Source organism: Streptomyces sp. NPDC001070, assembly GCF_053598835.1.
Map to the genome: position 1 here is coordinate 321,888 of NZ_JBSFLB010000002.1, position 18,160 is coordinate 340,047.

Annotated in this window: 13 protein-coding genes and 2 tRNA genes; 11 read left to right on the forward strand and 4 right to left on the reverse strand. The window is 72.6% G+C overall.

Annotation, left to right across the window (positions count from 1 at the left end):
- Nucleotides 1-8: 8 nt before the first annotated feature.
- From nadD to ACWDAS_RS03735, 5 genes are all read left to right on the forward strand, one after another.
- Nucleotides 9-590: a nicotinate-nucleotide adenylyltransferase gene (gene nadD, locus ACWDAS_RS03715; protein ID WP_450387105.1), complete on the forward strand. Its 582-nt coding sequence runs from the start codon at nucleotides 9-11 to the stop codon at nucleotides 588-590.
- Between the two features lie 38 nt (nucleotides 591-628).
- A complete protein-coding gene (locus ACWDAS_RS03720) occupies nucleotides 629-2,353 on the forward strand; it encodes an LCP family protein (protein WP_450387107.1) in 1,725 nt (574 codons plus the stop codon).
- Nucleotides 2,354-2,441: 88 nt separating this feature from the next.
- The gene (gene rsfS / locus ACWDAS_RS03725; RefSeq protein ID WP_450387109.1) at nucleotides 2,442-2,876 is read left to right on the forward strand and encodes a ribosome silencing factor; all 435 of its coding nucleotides are present in this window, start codon (nucleotides 2,442-2,444) and stop codon (nucleotides 2,874-2,876) included.
- Nucleotides 2,873-3,526, forward strand: coding sequence for a histidine phosphatase family protein (locus ACWDAS_RS03730; RefSeq protein WP_450387287.1), 654 nt, complete (start codon nucleotides 2,873-2,875; stop codon nucleotides 3,524-3,526). Before rsfS ends, ACWDAS_RS03730 begins: the two co-directional genes overlap by 4 nt.
- 107 nt (nucleotides 3,527-3,633) lie before the next feature.
- A tRNA-Ala gene (locus ACWDAS_RS03735) sits at nucleotides 3,634-3,706 on the forward strand.
- Between the two features lie 23 nt (nucleotides 3,707-3,729).
- Here the strand turns inward: ACWDAS_RS03735 and ACWDAS_RS03740 are convergent.
- On the reverse strand, nucleotides 3,730-4,674 hold the full coding sequence (locus ACWDAS_RS03740) for a helix-turn-helix transcriptional regulator (protein WP_450387111.1): 945 nt from the start codon (nucleotides 4,672-4,674) through the stop codon (nucleotides 3,730-3,732).
- Nucleotides 4,675-4,776: 102 nt separating this feature from the next.
- On the opposite strand from ACWDAS_RS03740, the gene ACWDAS_RS03745 reads away from it, so the two are divergent.
- Nucleotides 4,777-6,216 carry an MFS transporter gene (locus ACWDAS_RS03745; protein WP_450387113.1) on the forward strand — a complete coding sequence of 480 codons (1,440 nt, stop codon included), beginning with the start codon at nucleotides 4,777-4,779 and terminating at the stop codon, nucleotides 6,214-6,216.
- A gap of 7 nt (nucleotides 6,217-6,223) precedes the next feature.
- Here the strand turns inward: ACWDAS_RS03745 and ACWDAS_RS03750 are convergent, their stop codons facing one another.
- Nucleotides 6,224-7,483, reverse strand: a complete 1,260-nt coding sequence (locus ACWDAS_RS03750) for a glycosyltransferase 87 family protein (RefSeq protein ID WP_450387115.1) — start codon at nucleotides 7,481-7,483, stop codon at nucleotides 6,224-6,226.
- A gap of 148 nt (nucleotides 7,484-7,631) precedes the next feature.
- Here ACWDAS_RS03750 and ACWDAS_RS03755 point away from each other — a divergent pair.
- Nucleotides 7,632-7,704, forward strand: a tRNA-Ala gene (locus ACWDAS_RS03755).
- A gap of 492 nt (nucleotides 7,705-8,196) precedes the next feature.
- On the opposite strand, the gene ACWDAS_RS03760 is transcribed toward ACWDAS_RS03755, so the two are convergent.
- Nucleotides 8,197-9,780 (reverse strand): NADH-ubiquinone oxidoreductase-F iron-sulfur binding region domain-containing protein, encoded by a 1,584-nt coding sequence (locus ACWDAS_RS03760; RefSeq protein ID WP_450387117.1) that lies wholly within the window; start codon nucleotides 9,778-9,780, stop codon nucleotides 8,197-8,199.
- Entirely contained in the window at nucleotides 9,777-10,925 is a 1,149-nt protein-coding gene (locus ACWDAS_RS03765) for a hypothetical protein (RefSeq protein ID WP_450387119.1), read from the reverse strand. The genes ACWDAS_RS03760 and ACWDAS_RS03765 overlap by 4 nt, the downstream gene beginning before the upstream one ends.
- Before the next feature lie 339 nt (nucleotides 10,926-11,264).
- Here ACWDAS_RS03765 and ACWDAS_RS03770 point away from each other — a divergent pair, with 339 nt between their 5' ends.
- The 4 genes from ACWDAS_RS03770 (at nucleotide 11,265) to ACWDAS_RS03785 (ending at nucleotide 18,134) form a co-directional block, all read left to right on the forward strand.
- Entirely contained in the window at nucleotides 11,265-13,229 is a 1,965-nt protein-coding gene (locus tag ACWDAS_RS03770; protein WP_450387120.1) for a S53 family peptidase, read from the forward strand.
- A 249-nt stretch (nucleotides 13,230-13,478) separates the two neighbouring features.
- Nucleotides 13,479-16,343, forward strand: a complete 2,865-nt coding sequence (gene leuS, locus ACWDAS_RS03775) for a leucine--tRNA ligase (protein ID WP_450387122.1) — start codon at nucleotides 13,479-13,481, stop codon at nucleotides 16,341-16,343.
- Nucleotides 16,344-16,547: 204 nt separating this feature from the next.
- Nucleotides 16,548-17,198, forward strand: coding sequence for a hypothetical protein (locus tag ACWDAS_RS03780; protein ID WP_450387124.1), 651 nt, complete (start codon nucleotides 16,548-16,550; stop codon nucleotides 17,196-17,198).
- 90 nt (nucleotides 17,199-17,288) lie between these two features.
- Nucleotides 17,289-18,134 (forward strand): DegV family protein, encoded by an 846-nt coding sequence (locus ACWDAS_RS03785; RefSeq protein ID WP_450387126.1) that lies wholly within the window; start codon nucleotides 17,289-17,291, stop codon nucleotides 18,132-18,134.
- Nucleotides 18,135-18,160: the final 26 nt, after the last annotated feature.

Below are 18,160 nucleotides of genomic sequence, written 5' to 3' on the forward strand. Positions count from 1 at the left end.
CTATCCGCATGAAGAAGCGAATCGGTGTGATGGGTGGGACGTTCGATCCCATCCACCACGGCCACCTCGTGGCGGCCAGCGAGGTGGCGCACCTTTTCCAGCTGGACGAGGTGGTCTTCGTGCCCACCGGCCAGCCCTGGCAGAAGAGCGCCCAGAAGGTGTCGGCGGCCGAGGACCGCTACCTGATGACGGTGATCGCCACCGCGTCGAACCCGCAGTTCTCGGTCAGCCGCAGCGACATCGAGCGCGGCGGCCGCACCTACACCATCGACACCCTCCGCGACCTTCGGGCCGAGCACCCCGAAGCGGAGCTGTTCTTCATCACCGGGGCCGACGCGCTGAACCAGATCTTCTCCTGGCGCAAGGCGGAGGAGCTGTTCTCGCTCGCGCACTTCATCGGCGTCACCCGTCCCGGGCACACGCTGGCCGACCCCGGCTTCCCGGCCGGCGGGGTCTCCCTGGTGGAGGTGCCCGCGCTGGCCATCTCCTCGACCGACTGCCGTCAGCGGGTCGCCAAAGGCGAGCCGGTCTGGTATCTCGTGCCCGACGGCGTTGTGCGCTACATCGACAAACGCAGGCTGTACCGGTAAGTGATCAGCGGCTGATCGGCAACTGGAGGGGTCCCCCAGTGAACGACTACCCCCGATGGCAATACGCCGAGGGAACACCCGAGCAGGGCGGTCAGGACCCGTACGGAGAGGACCCCTACCCACAGCAGCAGGGCGACTACGCAAACGAATACGGGAACGAGTACGGCGGATACGACCCGTACACGCAGCAGCCGCGCCGGCAGCAGCCCTACCAGGGCCGGCAGGGGTACTCCGGGCAGCCGTACTACCCGCAGGAGCAGCAGCAGTACCAGCAGCAGCCGCAGCACCCCCAGCAGGCACAGCAGTCGCAGCAGACCCAGCAGTACCAGGGCTGGATCCCGCAGCAGCCGCAGTACCAGGAGCCGTACTACGAGCAGCAGCAGTACGGGCAGCAGCCCCCGCCGCCTGCGCAGGCCCCTCCGGCCCAGCGGCCGCCGGCGTTCGACGAGCCGCCGCCGGCCCGGCCCGCCGCTGGCCGCGCGTCCTCGGCCGAAGCCGACTACCACACCGGCCAGTTCGCCTTCGTCGACGAGGAGAGCGAGGAGTCGGAAGAGGTCATCGACTGGCTGAAGTTCACCGAGTCCCGCACCGAGCGGCGCGAGGAGGCCAAGCGCCGCGGCCGCAACCGCGTCGTCGCCCTGGTCGTCGTCCTGGCGCTGGCGGCGGTCGGCGGCGTCGGCTACCTGTGGAAGGCCGGCAAGATCCCCGGCCTCGGCGGGGACACCGCGACCGCCCAGCAGGCTGCGGGCGGCCAGAAGCGCGACGTGATCGTGCTGCACCTGCGCCCGGTGGGCAGCGACGCGACCTCGACCGCGCTGCTGGTCAGCAACTCGACCACGAAGAAGGGCACGACCGTCCTGCTGCCGAACTCGCTCGCCGTGAGCAGCGACGACGGCGGCAGCACCACGCTCGGCAAGTCCGTCGTGGAGAACGGTTCCGCCCCCACCCGTGAGGCGCTGGAGGGCCTGCTCGGCACCAAGATCAGCGGCACCTGGCGGCTGGACACCCCGTACCTGGACAACCTCGTCGAGTCCCTCGGCGGCATCCTCGTCGACACCGACGCCACCGTGAAGGCCGGCAAGAAGAAGGGCGACAAGACCCTCGTCAAGCCCGGCAAGCAGCAGGAGCTGGGCGGCCAGGCGGCCGTCGCGTACGCCACCTACCGCGCTCCGGGCGAGGCGGCCGACAAGCAGCTGGCCCGCTTCGGGCAGGTCGTCCAGGCCATGCTGCGGAAGATGTACAGCGACCCCGACCTGGCCACCAAGACCATCGAGGGACTCAACCAGGTCATCGAGCCGCCGCTGACCGAGAAGGACCTCGGCAGCAGCCTCGCGGCGCTGTCGGAGGAGGCCAAGGGCGGCGACTTCACCACCGAGACCCTGCCGGTGCAGCCCGACGGGACGCTGAGCGAGAAGGCCACCGAGGACGTGGTCAAGAAGGTGCTCGGCGGCACCGTCACCAACACCGACTCCGACGGCATCCCCCGGGTCACCCTGAAGAACGCCTCCGGCGTCGCCGCCAACACCGGCGAGGCCCAGGTCCAGATCGTCGGCGGCGGCTACACCTTCGTCTCCGGCGCCACCGCGAGCAGCCAGGCCACCTCGGAGGTCCTGTACGCGGACGCCGACCAGAAGGAGAACGCACAGGAGCTGGCCAAGACGCTGGGCCTGTCCGCCAAGGCCGCCAAGAAGGGCACGGTCGCCTCCAACGCGGACATCACGGTCGTCCTGGGCCAGGACTACAGCCCGCCGAAGCCGGGCTGATCAGCGAGGCGGCACATAACCGGTCGGGGACCGAGGGCGGTCCGTGAGACCCTGGACGTACGACGTCCCCGACCGGAAAGCCGCACCTGTGACCGCCACGGACCGCTCCATCGAGCTCATCCAGACCGCCGCCCAGGCGGCCGCCGACAAGCTCGCGCACGACATCATCGCCTACGACGTCAGCGACGTCCTCTCCATCACCGACGCGTTCCTGCTGGCCTCCGCGCCCAACGACCGCCAGGTGAAGGCCATCGTCGACGAGGTCGAGGAGCGGCTGCTGAAGGAGCTCGGCGCCAAGCCGGTGCGCCGTGAGGGCGAGCGCGAGGGCCGCTGGGTCCTGCTGGACTACATCGACATCGTCGTGCACGTCCAGCACTCCGAGGAGCGGGTCTTCTACGCCCTGGAGCGGCTGTGGAAGGACTGCCCCGAGCTCGAGCTGCCCAAGGACGCCGTCGCGACCCGCGGCAAGGCCGAGGAGCACGCCCGTGCCACCGCCGCCGACGAGGACGGAGAGCTGATCTGAACGGGCACTCGCGCGGCCGCGGTCGTCGCATCGTCTTCTGGCGGCACGGTCAGACCTCCTGGAACGTGGAGGGCCGCTTCCAGGGCTCCACGGACATCCCGCTGACGGCCACCGGCCTCGCGCAGGCCAAGCGCGCTGCCCGGCTGCTGGCCGCTCTGCGCCCGGACGCGATCATCGCCTCCGACCTGCAGCGCGCCGCCGACACCGCCGCCGAGCTGGCCGCCGTCACGGAGCTGGACATCTCGTACGACGAGGGGCTGCGGGAGACCTACGCGGGTGTGTGGCAAGGCCTGACCCACGAGGAGATCACCGAGCGGTACGGCGAGCAGTACGCCGCCTGGAAGCGCGGCGAGCCCGTGCGGCGCGGCGGCGGCGAGCTGGAGACCGAGGTCGCCGACCGTGCCGCCCCCGTGGTGCTCGCGGCGGCCGACAAGCTGCCCGACGGCGGTGTCCTCGTCGTGGTCAGCCACGGCGGCGCCATCCGCACCACCATCGGCCGTCTCCTCGAGCTGGACCCGCGCAGCTGGGAGGCGCTCGGCGGCCTGTCCAACACCTGCTGGTCGGTCCTGGGCGAGGGCGCCCGCGGCTGGCGGCTGCTGGAGCACAACGCCGGCACCCTGCCCGAGCCGGTGCTCGGCGACGACGACTGACGGGCCGCGGACGCCCGGGGCGGGGCCGGTCCGGAGCCGATTTCAGGAATCCGGCCCTGACCGGCTAAGCTTCTTCTCGTTCGCCGGGCGGAAAGCCCGAGGACAGCGGGGCTATAGCTCAGTTGGTAGAGCGCTTGCATGGCATGCAAGAGGTCCGGGGTTCGAATCCCCGTAGCTCCACAGCACACCGGATCCCGTCTCCCTCAGGGGAGGCGGGATTCGTGCGTTGGCCCCGCCGTGCCCGGGGACGCCTCCCGCTCCGTAACGATCGCCGAGAGCGGGCGCGCGTGCCGGGGGCAGCCGATCAGCGGGTCGTCCACGTCCCGCAGTGACTCCGTCAGCTCGCGGCTCTCCTCGTCGGCCGGCGTGTAGACCACGATCCGGTGCTCCGGCATCGCCTCGACCGCCAGCGAGGTCGAGGTCAGCCGGATCCGTCCGACAGAGGCGTGCTGGATCACCTTGATCCGCTGCCCCGGCGCCGCCACGTCCCCGCTCGCCCACATCTGCGCGAACTCGGCGCTCTCCCGGATCAGCCGCTCGACGAACAACTCCCAGGCCGGCTCGCCCACATGCCGGCCGTACGAGGCGCGCAGTTGCGCGACCATCCGGGGCAGCTCGTCTTCCCGGTTGACGAAGGCCGAGCAGCACGGCGGGCCGGTGAACAGGCGCAGCAGCACATTGCGGTCGGCGCGGGAGGTGACCCGTACCACCGGGAAGAGACGGCGGTAGGCGGCGTTGGCGGCCAGCACGTCGTAGCGGGCGTTGTAGACCACCGCCGCGAGCGGGTCGAGGGCGTCGACGATGCCCTGCACCTCCTCGCCGACCGCCTCGGCGTCGGAGACCGGTTCCCGGACGAACGGCACGCCCGCCAGCCGGTACAGGTGCTTGCGCTCGGCCACGTCCAGCCGGAGGGTGCGCGCCACCGCGTCCAGCACCTGCACGCTGGCGTTGATCGGCCGGCCCTGCTCCAGCCACGTGTACCAGGTCACCCCCACCCCGGCGAGCTGCGCGACCTCCTCGCGCCGCAGCCCCGGGGTGCGGCGGCGCAGGCCGGGCGGCATGCCGACGTCCTCGGGCCCGATCCGCGCGCGGCGGCTGCGCAGGAAGGCGGCGAGCTCGGTGCGGCGCGGGGACGTGACGACGGCCATGCGCCCCATCGTCCGCCCGTGCGCGCGGTGGTGCCAGGTGCTGCTGGTACCAGCATCCGGGGGCTCTCGTTACCGGTACGGGCCCGCCCGCAGGCTCGTGCCATGGCCCATTCCACCGTTACCGCACAGGGCGTCCCGGAAGGTCTGGCCGGCAGGAGCGGCCCACGCGCCGGCCGGCTGCTCGGCATCCTGTTCACCGGACAGTTCATGGCCCTGCTCGACGTCTTCATCGTCAACGTGGCCGCGCCCACCATCCGCACCGACCTGCACGCGTCGGGCGCGGGGCTGCAGATGATCGTGGCCGGCTACACCATCTCCTACGCCGTCCTGCTCATCACCGGCGCCCGGATCGGCGACCTGCGGGGACACCGCAGGACGTTCCTCACCGGACTCGCCGTCTTCACCGCCGCCTCCCTGGCCTGCGGACTCGCCGGGGCCACCGGGCAGTTGACGGCCTTCCGGCTGGTGCAGGGCGCCGGGTCCGCGCTGATGATCCCGCAGGTGCTCAGCCTCATCCAGCGCAACTTCGCCGGCGAGCGGCGGGCGCGCGCCCTCGGCGTCTACTCGGCCGTGATGGCCACCGGCGCCGCCGCCGGGCAGTCCCTGGGCGGCCTGCTGGTCAGCGCCGACCTGTTCGGCACCGGCTGGCGCCCGGTCTTCCTGGTCAACGTCCCCATCGGGTTGACCCTGCTGGTCCTCGCCCCGCGCGTCGTCCCGCGCGATACGGAGGGCGCCGCCGAGCGCCGCCGCGGTCTCGACCTGCCCGGGCTGGTCACCCTGGGCGCCGCCGTGACCCTGCTCACCGTGCCCCTGGTGCTGGGCCAGGAGGAGGGCTGGCCGGTGTGGGGCTGGGTCTGTCTCGCTCTCGGCGCCGCGCTGCTCGCGCTCTTCGCCCGGCTCGAGGTGCTGCTGGCCCGGCGCGGCGGCGCCCCATTGGTGTCCTCACGGGTCCTGCGGGCGCCCGGCATGCTCCGTTCCGTCGCCGTCATCGGCGTCGCCATGGCCCTCAACGCGGGTTTCCTGTTCGCCATCGCCCTCCACCTGCAGAGCGGGCTGGGCCGCAGCGCCCTGCACACCGGGCTCACCTTCGCTGCGGCGGCGGTGGCCTTCGGGGGCACCAGCCTCACCTGGCACCGGCTGCCCGCGCGCACCCATGGGTGGCTGGCGCCGGGCGGACTGCTCGTGGCCGCAGCGGCCTTCGCGGCGACCGGCCTGCTGCTGCGCGGGGGACAGCTGCACGAAACCGCCTTCCCGGTGGCCCTGTTCGGGGTCAGCCTCGGGCTGGGCGCATCCTTCAGCCCCACGCTGACCCTCGCCCTCGGCCAGGTGCGCCCCGACGATGCCGCGGACGCCAGCGGGCTGCTCGCCACCGTCACGCAGCTCGGCCGGCTGATCGGCGTCGCCACGTTCGGCACGCTGTTCCTGAACCGGCTCACCGCCGCCCACTCCTCCGCGCACGCCGTCGCGGTCACCGCCGCCGCCCTTGCGGCCACGGCCGCGGGCGGCGCGCTCGTGGCGACGCTGCGCCGCCGGGCGGCATGAGCGGCCCTCAGCCGCCTGCTACGGGGGTCTTCCGGCCGCGCCAGGCCACGGTGGCCGCCAGGCACAGGAACGCGGCCCCGGCGGCCGGGTAGACCGCCGAGAGGGCCATCTGCGGCGCCGACTGGTGGAGTTCGGGACGCGAGACACCGTCGCCGTGCGGAGTGAGCCAGAGCGCGTAGGAGCTGAAGAGGAGGCCGAAGAGGGCGGTGCCGGCCCACCAGGGCGCGGAGCGGCGCCGCCGCAGGGCCCGACCGCCGAGCAGGACGAGCAGTGGGACCGCCCACACCCAGTGGTGCGACCAGGAGACGGGGCTGACCAGAAGCGCCGTGACGGCGCACGACAGGACCGCCCAGGCGTGCTCCCCGGCCAGTAGGTGCGCCGTGGCGACGGACAGGCCCACGCAGGCCACGAGGGCGGCGGCGACGAGCCACCAGACGCCCGGGTCACCGGTGTGCAGGGCCCGGGCGAGCACGCCCCGCAGGGACTGGTTGGCGGTGTCCTCGCCGTTGCCGGCCCGGTCGGCGGAGAGGACGACCTCCGTCCAGAAGCGGCGGGAGTCGCCCGGCAGGACGAGCGCGGTCAGGCCCACGGTCGCGGCGAAGGTGACGGACGCCACGGCGGCCTTCCGGAGCCAGGCGTTCCAGTGCTCGCGCCGCCGCCAGGCGACCACCGCCCCGCCGACGGCCAGGAAGAGCACGAACAGCAGCGGCGTCAGCTTGATCCCCGCCGCGATGCCGATCCCGGCGCCGCCGCCCCGGCGCCGGGTGAGGTCCCAGAGCACGAGGACCGCAAGCAGCAGGTTGATCTGTCCGTACCGCAGCGTCGTCCAGACCGGTTCGCACCACACCGCTCCCGCCGCGACGCCCAGCGCGACTGCTGCCGCGGGCAGCCGCCGCGGCAGCCCGGCCAGCCGCAGCGACAGATGGGCGAGGACGACCAGCAGGCCCAGGTTGAGCAGCGTCACCGCGACGCGCGCGGCGCCCGCGCCGAGCAGCGTCAGCGGTGTGAAGAGCAGCGCCGCGAACGGCGGATAGGTGTTGGGCAGCTGGGCGTGGGTGACCCGCATCGCGTACAGGTCGCCCCCGTTGCGCACCGTCCAGCCCTCGGCCCGGTAGACCGTGAGGTCGATCATCGAGACGTGCGCGGCGCGTTGGGCGGCCCAGAACGCCGCGAAGGAGACCAGGCACACGAGCGCCGCGACGAGGGTGGGCCGCCGGACCCGAGGACTTCGTGCCGCGGTGTCGGCCATCGGCTGCGTCGCGGTCACTGCGGCCTGCTCCAGTCACTTCCGGGGACGGGGTCAGCCGACAGTACCGGGCGCCGTCCCGGCGGGCCAGGAATCGATTTGGCGAACCGGCCCCAGGGCCGTGTAATGTATGCCAGGTCGCCGGGGGAACCCGGGAGAACGGCACCGCGGGGCTATAGCTCAGTTGGTAGAGCGCTTGCATGGCATGCAAGAGGTCCGGGGTTCGAATCCCCGTAGCTCCACTTCCGCAGTGTGACGAGAGCCCGTCCGATCAGCATGATCGGACGGGCTCTTCGCGTTGCGCGGGGACCGGGGGCCACTCCCGCGCCGGCACGGCGGTGGCGGCCGTGCGGGCAGGCCACGCGCCGGGGAAGGTCCCGATGGGCGGTGCCGGTCCGGTGCCGTGGACGGCGCACCCCCGCGGCTAGTGGTCGCGTCCCCGAGGCGGCGACCGGCACCTTTCGGCCGGCCCGTGGGCGGCCCGTCCGGGCCTGCCCGGCCAGAGCGTGATCGGGCGCCGCCGCCCCCGGCGGGTTTCCCGACCGTGGCGGGGCGTCCGACCGCGGCGGCCCGTCCCGAGGTGCGCGGGCGGGAGCCCGGGGCCCGGTTCGGGCGAGGAGCCCCGGCCGGCCCGGTAGTACCGCGCCGGGGCGCACCCGCGGCCCGCCACTCGGCCCGGACACGAGAGGGGCCCGGCACCGTGGGTGCCGGGCCCCTCTCGCGGGCGGCCGCGGTCAGCGGCGGCCGCCCTCCTCCATGCGCAGCGCCAGCGCCGGGCAGCGGGCCACCGCGCGCTGCGCGGCCGCGTCCAGGTGCGGGGGGACGGGCGTGCCGGCGATGTCCGGGTAGCCGTCACGGTCCAGCCGTACGATCTCGGGCAGCACGCCGGCGCACAGGCCGTGGCCCTTGCACAGCGTCCAGTCGACGATCAGCCGCTTGTCGCTGGTCTGAGCGGCCGCCGAGCCCGCGGGAGCGCCGCCGCGCAGCACCGGCGGGTCGGACTTCAGCAGCGGCAGCACGCCCACCGTGGGGCGGCCGCAGCCGCCGCCGAGGACGTGGGCGGCGAGGTCGTCGGTGAAGGCGTTGATGGTGGACATCACGAAGCGCATCGAACCGTCGGGGTGCTTGCACACCCCGCGCCCCTTCACCGCCACCGCGGTCTGCCGCAGTTGCTCCAGCGCGGCCTGCCCGCCGCCGTTGAGCACGTCCTGGAGCAGTCCTGCCATGCGGGGCAGCCCGAGGCGGCACGGCCCGCACTGGCCGGCCGTCTCGGCGGCCAGCCACTGTGCGACCCGCAGCGACTCGCCCAGCGGGCACAGGCCCGGGTCCAGCGGGAGCAGGGCGCCCGCGCCGAGGGTGGCCTTGTGGGCCTCCAGGCTCTCCCGTGCGATGGTCACCATCGAGGCGACGTTGGGGTCGATCCAGTTGCCGTGGTAGCCGCCGACGAGCACGCCCTGGCCCGGGTTCCCGCCGCACATCTGCAGGATGTACGACATCGGCACACCGGTCGGGGTCTCCACGACCGTCTGCCGGGGCACCGAGCCGGACACGGTCAGCATGGCGGTGCCGGGCTCGCCGGGGGCGCCCGCGGAGCCGAAGCGGATGGCGCCCATGCGCGCGCCGATGGCCAGTTGGGTGAAGGTCTCGGTGTTGGAGAAGAGCGTCGGCATCCCGCCGACGCCGGACTCGCTCGCGCTCACCTTCTTGCCCGGCGGCAGGGGGAGGCCGCCGTTGGCCGCCGAGATGATGCCCGAGGACTCGCCCGACACGAAGCGCTCGGGCATGCGTACGATCCGGGCCCGCAACTGGCGTCCGCGCTTGGTGCCGAGGCCGCGTTCGGCCAGGGCGTCGCGGACGGACTGCTCGTTGGTGTCGCGGGTGACGCTGACGACCAGTTCGCGGGCGCCGAGGATCTCGGCGCAGAGCAGGGCCCCGTCCAGCATGAGGTGCGGGGCGCGGCGCAGGATGACCGCGTCCTTGCGGCAGGCAGGCTCGCCCTCGCAGCCGTTGACCACGACGGCGGTCGGGGAGCCGCGCCGGCGCGCGGCCTCACCGACGGCCTTGAGCTTCTTGTAGAAAGGGAAGCCCGCGCCGCCGCGGCCGCGCAGGCCCATCAACTCGGCGAGGTCGAGAAGTTCGCCCTCGGTCATGCTCGGCATGGAACCGTGCACGTTGAGGTGGGTCACCCGGTCCAGGCGCTCCACCTCGTCGAACCCCGCGGTGATCCGGGGCAGCCCGACGGTGCGCACGTCGGGGAGCACATCACCCGCCCCCGAGCGAGGGGCGGGTGACCGGTCCGGTATGGCGGGAACGCTCATCGTTGTCCTTCATAGGGTCCGGGCGTGGACTGCTGCCAGGCGATCGGCTGGAGCCTGTCGGCCCCCAGCGGATCCGCGCCCTGCCCGCCGTCCGGCATCGGGGTGCCCCATGCGGGGGTGCCGTCCCAGCCGGTCTGCTGGGGTTGCTGCTGGTACGGCACTTGCTGCTGCTGGTACGGCGCCTGGGGTTCGGCGGGCACCTGCGGCAGTTGCATCGTGGCGGCCGCGGGATCCATGCCGAGGGTACGGTCCGGGGCCGGGGGAGGAACAGCCATGTACTGCTGGGCGGTGGGGAAGTTGGGCAGCGGCGGCAGCGGTTCGCTGTAGGCGCTGGCCAGGCTGGGACCACTCTCGTCCCGGGGGGCGGCCCTGCGGCGGCCGCCCGAACCGCCGCGGGCCGCGGCCCGTTCGCCGCCGAGCTTGCGGAAGGAGGCCGAGCGTTCGCGCGTCTCGGGGAAGAGCGCCTCGCCACGGGTCCTGCGGAGCCGGTAGATCAGCCCGATCGCGACACCCACCAGGCAGATCCCGTAGGCGACGATGATCCAGGTCTTGGCGGAGCGGCCGGACTCCAGACCGTGGATCAGCGCCATGCACCACGACGCGTAGGCGGTGCTGTGCAGGATCCGCCACCGCACCGGGTGGCGGTTGGCGGCGAAGACACTGCGCATCGCGCCGGTGGCGGCGGCGAGGATCATCAGGTAGGCCGCGATCACGCCGAGCGAGATGAGGCCGTCCCGGCCGGTGACGCCGAGGGGGAGGAAGGCGCCGGCGGTGGCGACACGCACCTCGACGACCTTCGTCGTCACGTGCAGGATCAGGAATCCGATCGCGGCGACACCCAGACCGCGGTGGATGCCCTGGGTGAGCAGCCGTTCGCGGGGCCCGAGGAAGACGGTGTCGGTGGACACCAGGCCCCAGATGACGGTGCAGCTCAGGGAGACGAGGGTGAGGACGCCGGCCCCGAAGTCGAGGAACGCCCGCAGAAACGGGCCTGCGGTGACGGCCAGGACGAGCAGGGCGGCAGCGGTACCGGCGATCGCCCAGGCGCGGGGCGACCGTGCGGCGCGAAGGGCCCCGGACAGGATGTCGCTCGCCGGGATCGGGGGGGTCCGGCGACTGTCCGAGGACTGACGGTTGGTGCGCATGCGCCAGACGCTAACCCGTACGGGTGCCCAGTTCGATCGTCTTTCGACAACCGGGGATGCGGATCATTACGAACTGCTAACGTCGGTTTGTTCGGGCTCTGTTCGGCAAGGATGATCGGTCCTTCACCCGGAGCGTCCGGCCTCCGGCACGATATGTCCGCATTCCGGATCGGAATGCCGCCCCAATTGCCCTTTCGTGGCGCTTCCTTGGGCCCTTCTTGGCGAACGCATGTCCCTGGCATGAGCTGTTCACCGCGAGAGTGGCGTGGCGGTGTACGCGCGCTGCCGGTTCCGGCGTGCCGCCATTCCGCGTGAGAACTTCACACAGCAGGGGGTTTCATGAGCTCAACCCGCTCCAGAAAGCGGGCCGGCCTGGCCCTGGCAGCGACACTGCCTCTGGTCGCCGGTGCGCTGGCGATGGGCATACCCGCCGCTCAGGCCGACGCCCCGCACGGGCGTGACAGCCTCGCCGGCAGCAAGCCGGCCTGGGCCACCGCCAAGGCCGACAAGGGCGCCACCGCAGACTCGGCGAAGGTCACCCTCCGGGTGTACCTCGCCGGCCGTGACGCCCAGGGCCTGGCGGACTACGCCAAGGCCGTGTCCGACCCCGGTTCCGCCTCGTACGGCAGGTTCCTCTCGGCCAAGCAGGCCAAGGCCCGCTTCGGCGCCACCGCCCAGCAGGTCGCGCAGACCCGGCAGTGGCTGGAGTCCTCCGGGCTGAAGGTCACCGGCGCCAACGACCACTACCTGACGGTCACCGGCGACGTCGCCGACGCCGAGAAGGCGTTCGGCACCCAGCTCCACAACTACGCCAAGGGCGCCAAGACCTACCACGCGCCGACCGCGACCGCCTCCGTCCCCGCCTCCCTGGACGGCGCGGTGCTCACGGTCACCGGCCTGGACAACTCCCCCCGGCGCGCGCGGCACCAGGACACGCTGCCGCCGCCCGGCGCCGTCTTCAAGAACTCGGGCCCCTTCTCCACGTATTTCGGGTCGAAGACGAACAACAGCCTCCCGGTCGCCTACGGCACGCACGCGCCCTACGCCATCAAGGGCTACACGGGTGAGCAGCTGCGCGCCGCCTACGGCGCGGGCTCGTACACCGGCAAGGGCGTCACCGTCGCGATCACCGACGCCTTCGCGTCGCCGACGATCGTGAACGACGCCAAGAAGTACGCGGCCCGCAACGGCGACGCCCCGTACAAGCGCGGCCAGCTCTCCCAGGTGCTGCCGAGCGACTACCGCTACACCGGACCCGACGAGTGCGACGCGTCCGGCTGGTACGGCGAGGAGACCCTGGACGTCGAGGCGGTGCACGCGGTCGCCCCGGCGGCCGACATCACCTACGTCGGCGCCTCCTCCTGCACGGACGACGACCTGCTCGACGCGCTCGGCAAGATCGTCGACCACCGGCTCGCCGACATCGTCTCCAACTCCTGGGGCGACATCGAGAGCAACGAGACCCCGGACATCGCCGCCGCGTACGACCAGATCTTCCAGCTCGGCGCGGTCGAGGGCATCGGCTTCTACTTCTCCTCCGGCGACGCGGGCGACAACGTCGCGGCGCACGGCGTGAAGCAGGTCGACACCCCGGCGAACTCCCCCTGGGTCACCTCCGTCGGCGGCACCTCGCTCGCCGTCGGCAAGGGCGACAAGTACCAGTGGGAGACCGGCTGGGGCACCCTGAAGGCCACGCTGTCCGCGGACGGCTCCAGCTGGACGAACTTCCCCGGCGCCTACACCTCCGGAGCGGGCGGCGGCACCAGCAAGCTCTACGGGCAGCCGTTCTACCAGCGCGGCGTCGTCCCCGACTCGCTCGCCCTGGCCAACGGCGGCACGGTCAAGCAGCGCGTCGAGCCCGACATCTCGGCCGTCGCCGACCCGAACACCGGCTTCCTGGTCGGCCAGACCCAGGCCTTCCCGGACGGGTCGTTCCAGTACAGCGAGTACCGGATCGGCGGCACCTCGCTGGCCGCGCCGGTCATCGCGGGCGTCCAGGCGCTGGCGCAGCAGGCCCGGCACGGCGTGCCGATCGGCTTCGCCAACCCGCTGATCTACGACCGCTACGGCACCGGGGCGTACCACGACGTCACCGACCACCCGCTGGGCCGCGGCAGGGACCTCGCGGTGGTCCGCGTGGACTTCGCCAACGGCTTCGACGCGTCGGACGGCACGATCACCTCGGTCCGCAGCCTCGGCAAGGACAGCTCCCTGTCCGCGGTCGTCGGCTACGACGACGTGACCGGCGTCGGGACTCCGGCGCGCGGGTACCTCGACTCGTACACGACGCACCACCGCCGCTGAGCACGGCCGGAAACGGCACGGAAGGGCCCGCACCGGGGGGATCCTCGGTGCGGGCCCTTCCCGCTCTGGGGTAACCTGACCCCATGCGTGCCGTACGCCTTCTGCTTAGCAAGCCGCGCTGACCAGGATCGATGTCAGTGCGGCGCCCCTCCTGTGCGAGGGGCTTTTTCGTTTCCGCAGTTCGCAGGCAGATGTCCGTACGGCGGCCGGGCCGCAGGCCGTCATGACAGCGATGGAGTACGAAGGACGATGAGCGAGACCACCCCCGCCGCCGAGGCGGCTGCGCCCCACCGCTACACGGCCGCCCTGGCCGCCGACATCGAGAGCCGCTGGCAGGACTTCTGGGACGAGAACCAGACCTTCGCGGCCCCCAACCCCAGCGGTGACCTGGCCGGGGACGGCCGGCTGGCCAAGCCCAAGAAGTTCATCATGGACATGTTCCCGTACCCCTCGGGCGCGGGACTGCACGTCGGCCACCCCCTGGGCTACATCGCCACCGACGTCTTCGCCCGCTTCCAGCGGATGACCGGCCACAACGTGCTGCACACCCTGGGCTTCGACGCCTTCGGCCTGCCCGCCGAGCAGTACGCGGTGCAGACCGGCACCCACCCCCGGGTGTCCACCGAGGCCAACATCAAGAACATGCAGCGCCAGCTGCGCCGCCTGGGCCTGGGCCACGACCCGCGCCGGTCGTTCGCGACGATCGACCCGGACTACTACAAGTGGACCCAGTGGATCTTCCTGCAGATCTTCAACTCCTGGTACGACGAGCAGGCCGACCGCGCCCGCCCGATCGGAGAGCTGATCGAGCAGTTCGAGAAGGGTGAGCGCGCCGTGCCCGGGGGAGGTTCCTGGGCCGGGCTAACCCCCGCCGAGCGTGACACCGTCCTGGGCGAGTACCGCCTGGCGTACGCCTCGGAGTCCGCGGTCAACTGGTGCCCCGGGCTGGGCACGGTGCTGGCCAACGAGGAGGTCACCGCCGACGGCCGCTCCGAGCGCGGCAACTTCCCCGTCTTCAAGGCCAAGCTGCGGCAGTGGATGATGCGCATCACCGCCTACGCGGACCGCCTGCTGGCCGACCTGGACGCGCTGGACTGGCCCGAGGCGATCAAGCTGCAGCAGCGCAACTGGATCGGCCGCTCCGAGGGCGCCAAGGTCGACTTCCGGGTGGAGGTCCACGACGGCCACGCAGCCGACCCGATCACCGTCTTCACCACCCGTCCGGACACCCTGTTCGGCGCCACCTACATGGTGCTGGCCCCCGAGCACCCGCTGGTCGACACCGTGCTGCCGGCCGCCTGGCCGGAGGGCACCAAGGACGCCTGGACCGGCGGCGCGGCCACCCCGGCGGAGGCCGTCGCGGCCTACCGCAAGCAGGCCCAGGCCAAGTCGGACGTCGAGCGGCAGACCGAGGGCAAGAACAAGACCGGCGTCTTCAGCGGCGCGTACGCCGTCAACCCGCTGACCGGCACCCGCATCCCGGTCTTCGTCGCCGACTACGTCCTGATGGGCTACGGCACCGGCGCCATCATGGCCGTCCCCGGCCAGGACGAGCGCGACTGGGAGTTCGCCACCGTCTTCGACCTGCCCATCATCCGCACCGTCCAGCCGCCCGAGGGCTGGGAGGGCGAGGCGTACACCGGCCAGGGCCCGGCGATCAACTCCGCCAACGACGAGATCGACCTGAACGGCCTGGAGGTCGCCGACGCCAAGCGCAAGGTCATCGCCTACCTGGAGCAGCGCGGCATCGGCCAGGGCACCATCAACTACCGGCTGCGCGACTGGCTGTTCAGCCGCCAGCGGTACTGGGGCGAGCCCTTCCCGATCGTCTACGACGAGGACGGCGTCGCCCACGCCCTGCCCGAGTCGATGCTGCCGCTGGAGCTGCCCGAGGTCGAGGACTACTCGCCGCGCACCTTCGACCCGGAGGACGCCGACACCGAGCCCGAGACCCCGCTGTCGCGCAACGAGGAGTGGGTCCACGTCGACCTGGACCTGGGCGACGGCCGGGGCGTGCGCCGCTACCGCCGCGAGACCAACACCATGCCCAACTGGGCCGGTTCCTGCTGGTACGAGCTGCGCTACCTGGACCCGCACAACGACCGGCAGCTGGTCGACCCCGAGATCGAGCAGTACTGGATGGGCCCGCGCGAGGGCCGGCCGCACGGCGGCGTCGACCTGTACGTCGGCGGTGCCGAGCACGCGGTGCTGCACCTGCTGTACGCGCGCTTCTGGTCCAAGGTGCTGTTCGACCTGGGGCACATCTCGTCCGTCGAGCCGTTCCACAAGCTGTTCAACCAGGGCATGATCCAGGCCTACGTCTACCGCGACAGCCGCGGCTTCCCGGTGCCGGCCACCGAGGTCGAAGAGCGGGACGGCGGGTACTGGTACGGCGGCGAGCAGGTCAAGCGCGAGCTGGGCAAGATGGGCAAGTCCCTGAAGAACGCCGTCACCCCGGACGAGATCGCCGCCGAGTACGGCGCCGACACCCTGCGCCTGTACGAGATGGCGATGGGCCCGCTGGACGTCTCGCGGCCGTGGGACACCCGCGCGGTCATCGGCCAGTACCGGCTGCTGCAGCGGCTGTGGCGCAATGTCGTCGACGAGGCGACGGGCGAGGTGACCGTCACGGACGCCGAGCCGGACGAGGACACCCTGCGCGCCCTGCACAAGGCGATCGACGGCGTCCGCCAGGACCTGGAGGGCCTGCGCTTCAACACCGCCATCGCCAAGATCACCGAGCTGAACAACCACCTGACCAAGGCGGGCGGCCCCCTGCCGCGCCCGGTGGCCGAGTCCCTGGTGCTGCTGATCGCGCCGCTGGCCCCGCACATCGCCGAGGAGCTGTGGCGGCGGCTGGGGCACGACGGGTCCCTGGCGTACGAGGACCTGCCGGTGGCCGACCCGGCGTACGTGGTGGACGAGACCGTCACCTGCGTCGTCCAGATCAAGGGCAAGATCAAGGCCCGCCTGGAGGTGCCGCCGGCGATCTCCGAGGCCGACCTGGAGGCCCAGGCCCTGGCCGATCCGGCCGTCGTCGCCGCGCTGGCGGGGGCGGGTGTCCGCAAGGTGATCGTGCGCGCGCCGAAGCTGGTCAACATCGTTCCGGCCTGATGGGGCCGGCGGGCAGCCGGGGGACTGGTCCCGCGGGGCCGGTCCCGCCGGTCTGATCGGGCCGATGTCCCGGTGGATCTCAGGGGCGGGTAAGGGTTCTCCCGGAACCCTTACCCGCCCCCGTCCGTTTACGGTGGGCACACCAGTCGATGGAGCAGATCGGGCCGGCCGCACGGACCGGCCGGACCGGGCAGAGGAGCCGCCGTGGATGTCGCCGTCGCCGTGATCCTGCTGCTCTTCGCGTCCTTCGTGGTCCTCGGCGCCGTCGCCACGGTCAAGACCGTGCGGGCCGTGAAGCGCGGGGTGGAGCGCACCAGCATCGAGGCCCGCCGTGTGGTCGAGGAGACCGGCCTCAAGGCCCGCCGCTACAGCCGGCCCGGGCCCGCGGGGAAGCTCGCCGAGCTGCGTCTGGCGCTGCGCACGTCGATCACGAGCACGGCGGAGGCGCTGGAGGGGCAGGCCGCCGCCGACTCATCACTGAGCGAGGCCGTCGCCCTGCTCGGCCGGCTGCGCTCGCACGCCAAGGAGCTCGACGCGGAGCTCAGGCTGCTGGAGCGCGAGCCCGACCGGACGCGCATCGCCGCCCGGATCGGCGAGCTCGAGGAACGTGCGCGGCGCATCACCCACTCCGCGGACTCGCTGCGCTGGGCCGCCCAGGACCGTGCCCGCCGCTTCGCCGACGACGACCTCGCGGCGCTGGGCCGCGACATCGACCTGGAGGCGGGGGCGTTGCGGCACTGGGCGCCGGCCTCGTTGCCGGAGCCGGATTCGGGGCCGCGGCCGCAGCCGGAGTTGCGGCGCGAGCGGGCGCGGGCGCCGGAGCCCGGCGCGGGCCGTCCGCCCAAGGCGTTGTGAGGGGTTGGGCGGAGTCGGGGGCGTTCACCCCGGTTCACCTCAGGGGAGCCGTACTGTCGCCTGGCCTTCGGCGCGGGTAACCTCCCGCACATGTCGTCCCATGTCGCTATCGTCACCGATTCCACGGCCTACCTGCCGCAGGAGGCCCTGACCCGGCACCGGATCACCGTGGTGCCCCTGGCGGTGGTGATCGGCGACGAAGCGCTGGAAGAGGGTACCGAGGTCTCGGCGCCCGCGGTCGCGCGCGCCCTGCAGCGCCGCAAGCCGGTGACCACGTCGCGGCCGAGCCCCGGGGAATTCGCCTCCGCCTACCGCGCGGTGGCGGAGTCGGGCGCGACCGAGATCGTCTCCCTCCATCTGTCGGCCGAGTTCTCCGGCACGTACGACGCCGCGCTGCTCGCGGGCGCGGAGGCGCCGGTGCCGGTGCGCGTCGTGGACACCGCGATGGTCGCCATGGCCCTCGGTTTTCCGGTGCTGAGCGCCGCAGAGGCGGCGGAGGCGGGCGGTTCCGCGGACGAGATCGTGGCGGCCGCGGAGAAGCGGGCGTCGGACACCTCGGCGTACTTCTACGTGGACACGCTGGACTATCTGCGGCGGGGCGGCCGCATCGGCGCCGCGCAGGCACTGCTCGGGTCGGCGCTCGCGGTGAAGCCGCTGCTGCAGCTGGACGAGGGCCGCATCCAGTTGCTGGAGAAGGTCCGTACGGCGTCCAAGGCGCTGGCGCGGCTCGAGGAGATCGTCGTCGAGCGCGCGGGCACGCGGACTGTCGACATCGCCGTCCACCACCTGGCCGCCGCGGACCGCGCCGCCGCTCTGGCCGAGCGGCTGCGCGCGCGGGTTCCCGGGCTCAACACGCTCGTCCTCAGCGAGGTCGGCGCGGTCATCGGCGCCCACACGGGCCCGGGGCTCCTGGGGGCGGTCGTCTCCCCGCTCTGACGCGCTGACCGGTGGGGGCGGCGGGG

Bases quoted from the DNA above. Each gene is read 5' to 3' on its own strand.
- ACWDAS_RS03745 (WP_450387113.1), top strand. From the start codon at position 4,777: ATGGCCCATTCCACCGTTACCGCACAGGGCGTCCCGGAAGGTCTGGCC.
- nadD (WP_450387105.1), top strand. From the start codon at position 9: ATGAAGAAGCGAATCGGTGTGATGGGTGGGACGTTCGATCCCATCCAC.
- ACWDAS_RS03770 (WP_450387120.1), top strand. From the start codon at position 11,265: ATGAGCTCAACCCGCTCCAGAAAGCGGGCCGGCCTGGCCCTGGCAGCG.
- leuS (WP_450387122.1), top strand. From the start codon at position 13,479: ATGAGCGAGACCACCCCCGCCGCCGAGGCGGCTGCGCCCCACCGCTAC.
- ACWDAS_RS03740 (WP_450387111.1), bottom strand. From the start codon at position 4,674: ATGGCCGTCGTCACGTCCCCGCGCCGCACCGAGCTCGCCGCCTTCCTG.
- ACWDAS_RS03765 (WP_450387119.1), bottom strand. From the start codon at position 10,925: ATGCGCACCAACCGTCAGTCCTCGGACAGTCGCCGGACCCCCCCGATC.
- ACWDAS_RS03760 (WP_450387117.1), bottom strand. From the start codon at position 9,780: ATGAGCGTTCCCGCCATACCGGACCGGTCACCCGCCCCTCGCTCGGGG.
- ACWDAS_RS03785 (WP_450387126.1), top strand. From the start codon at position 17,289: ATGTCGTCCCATGTCGCTATCGTCACCGATTCCACGGCCTACCTGCCG.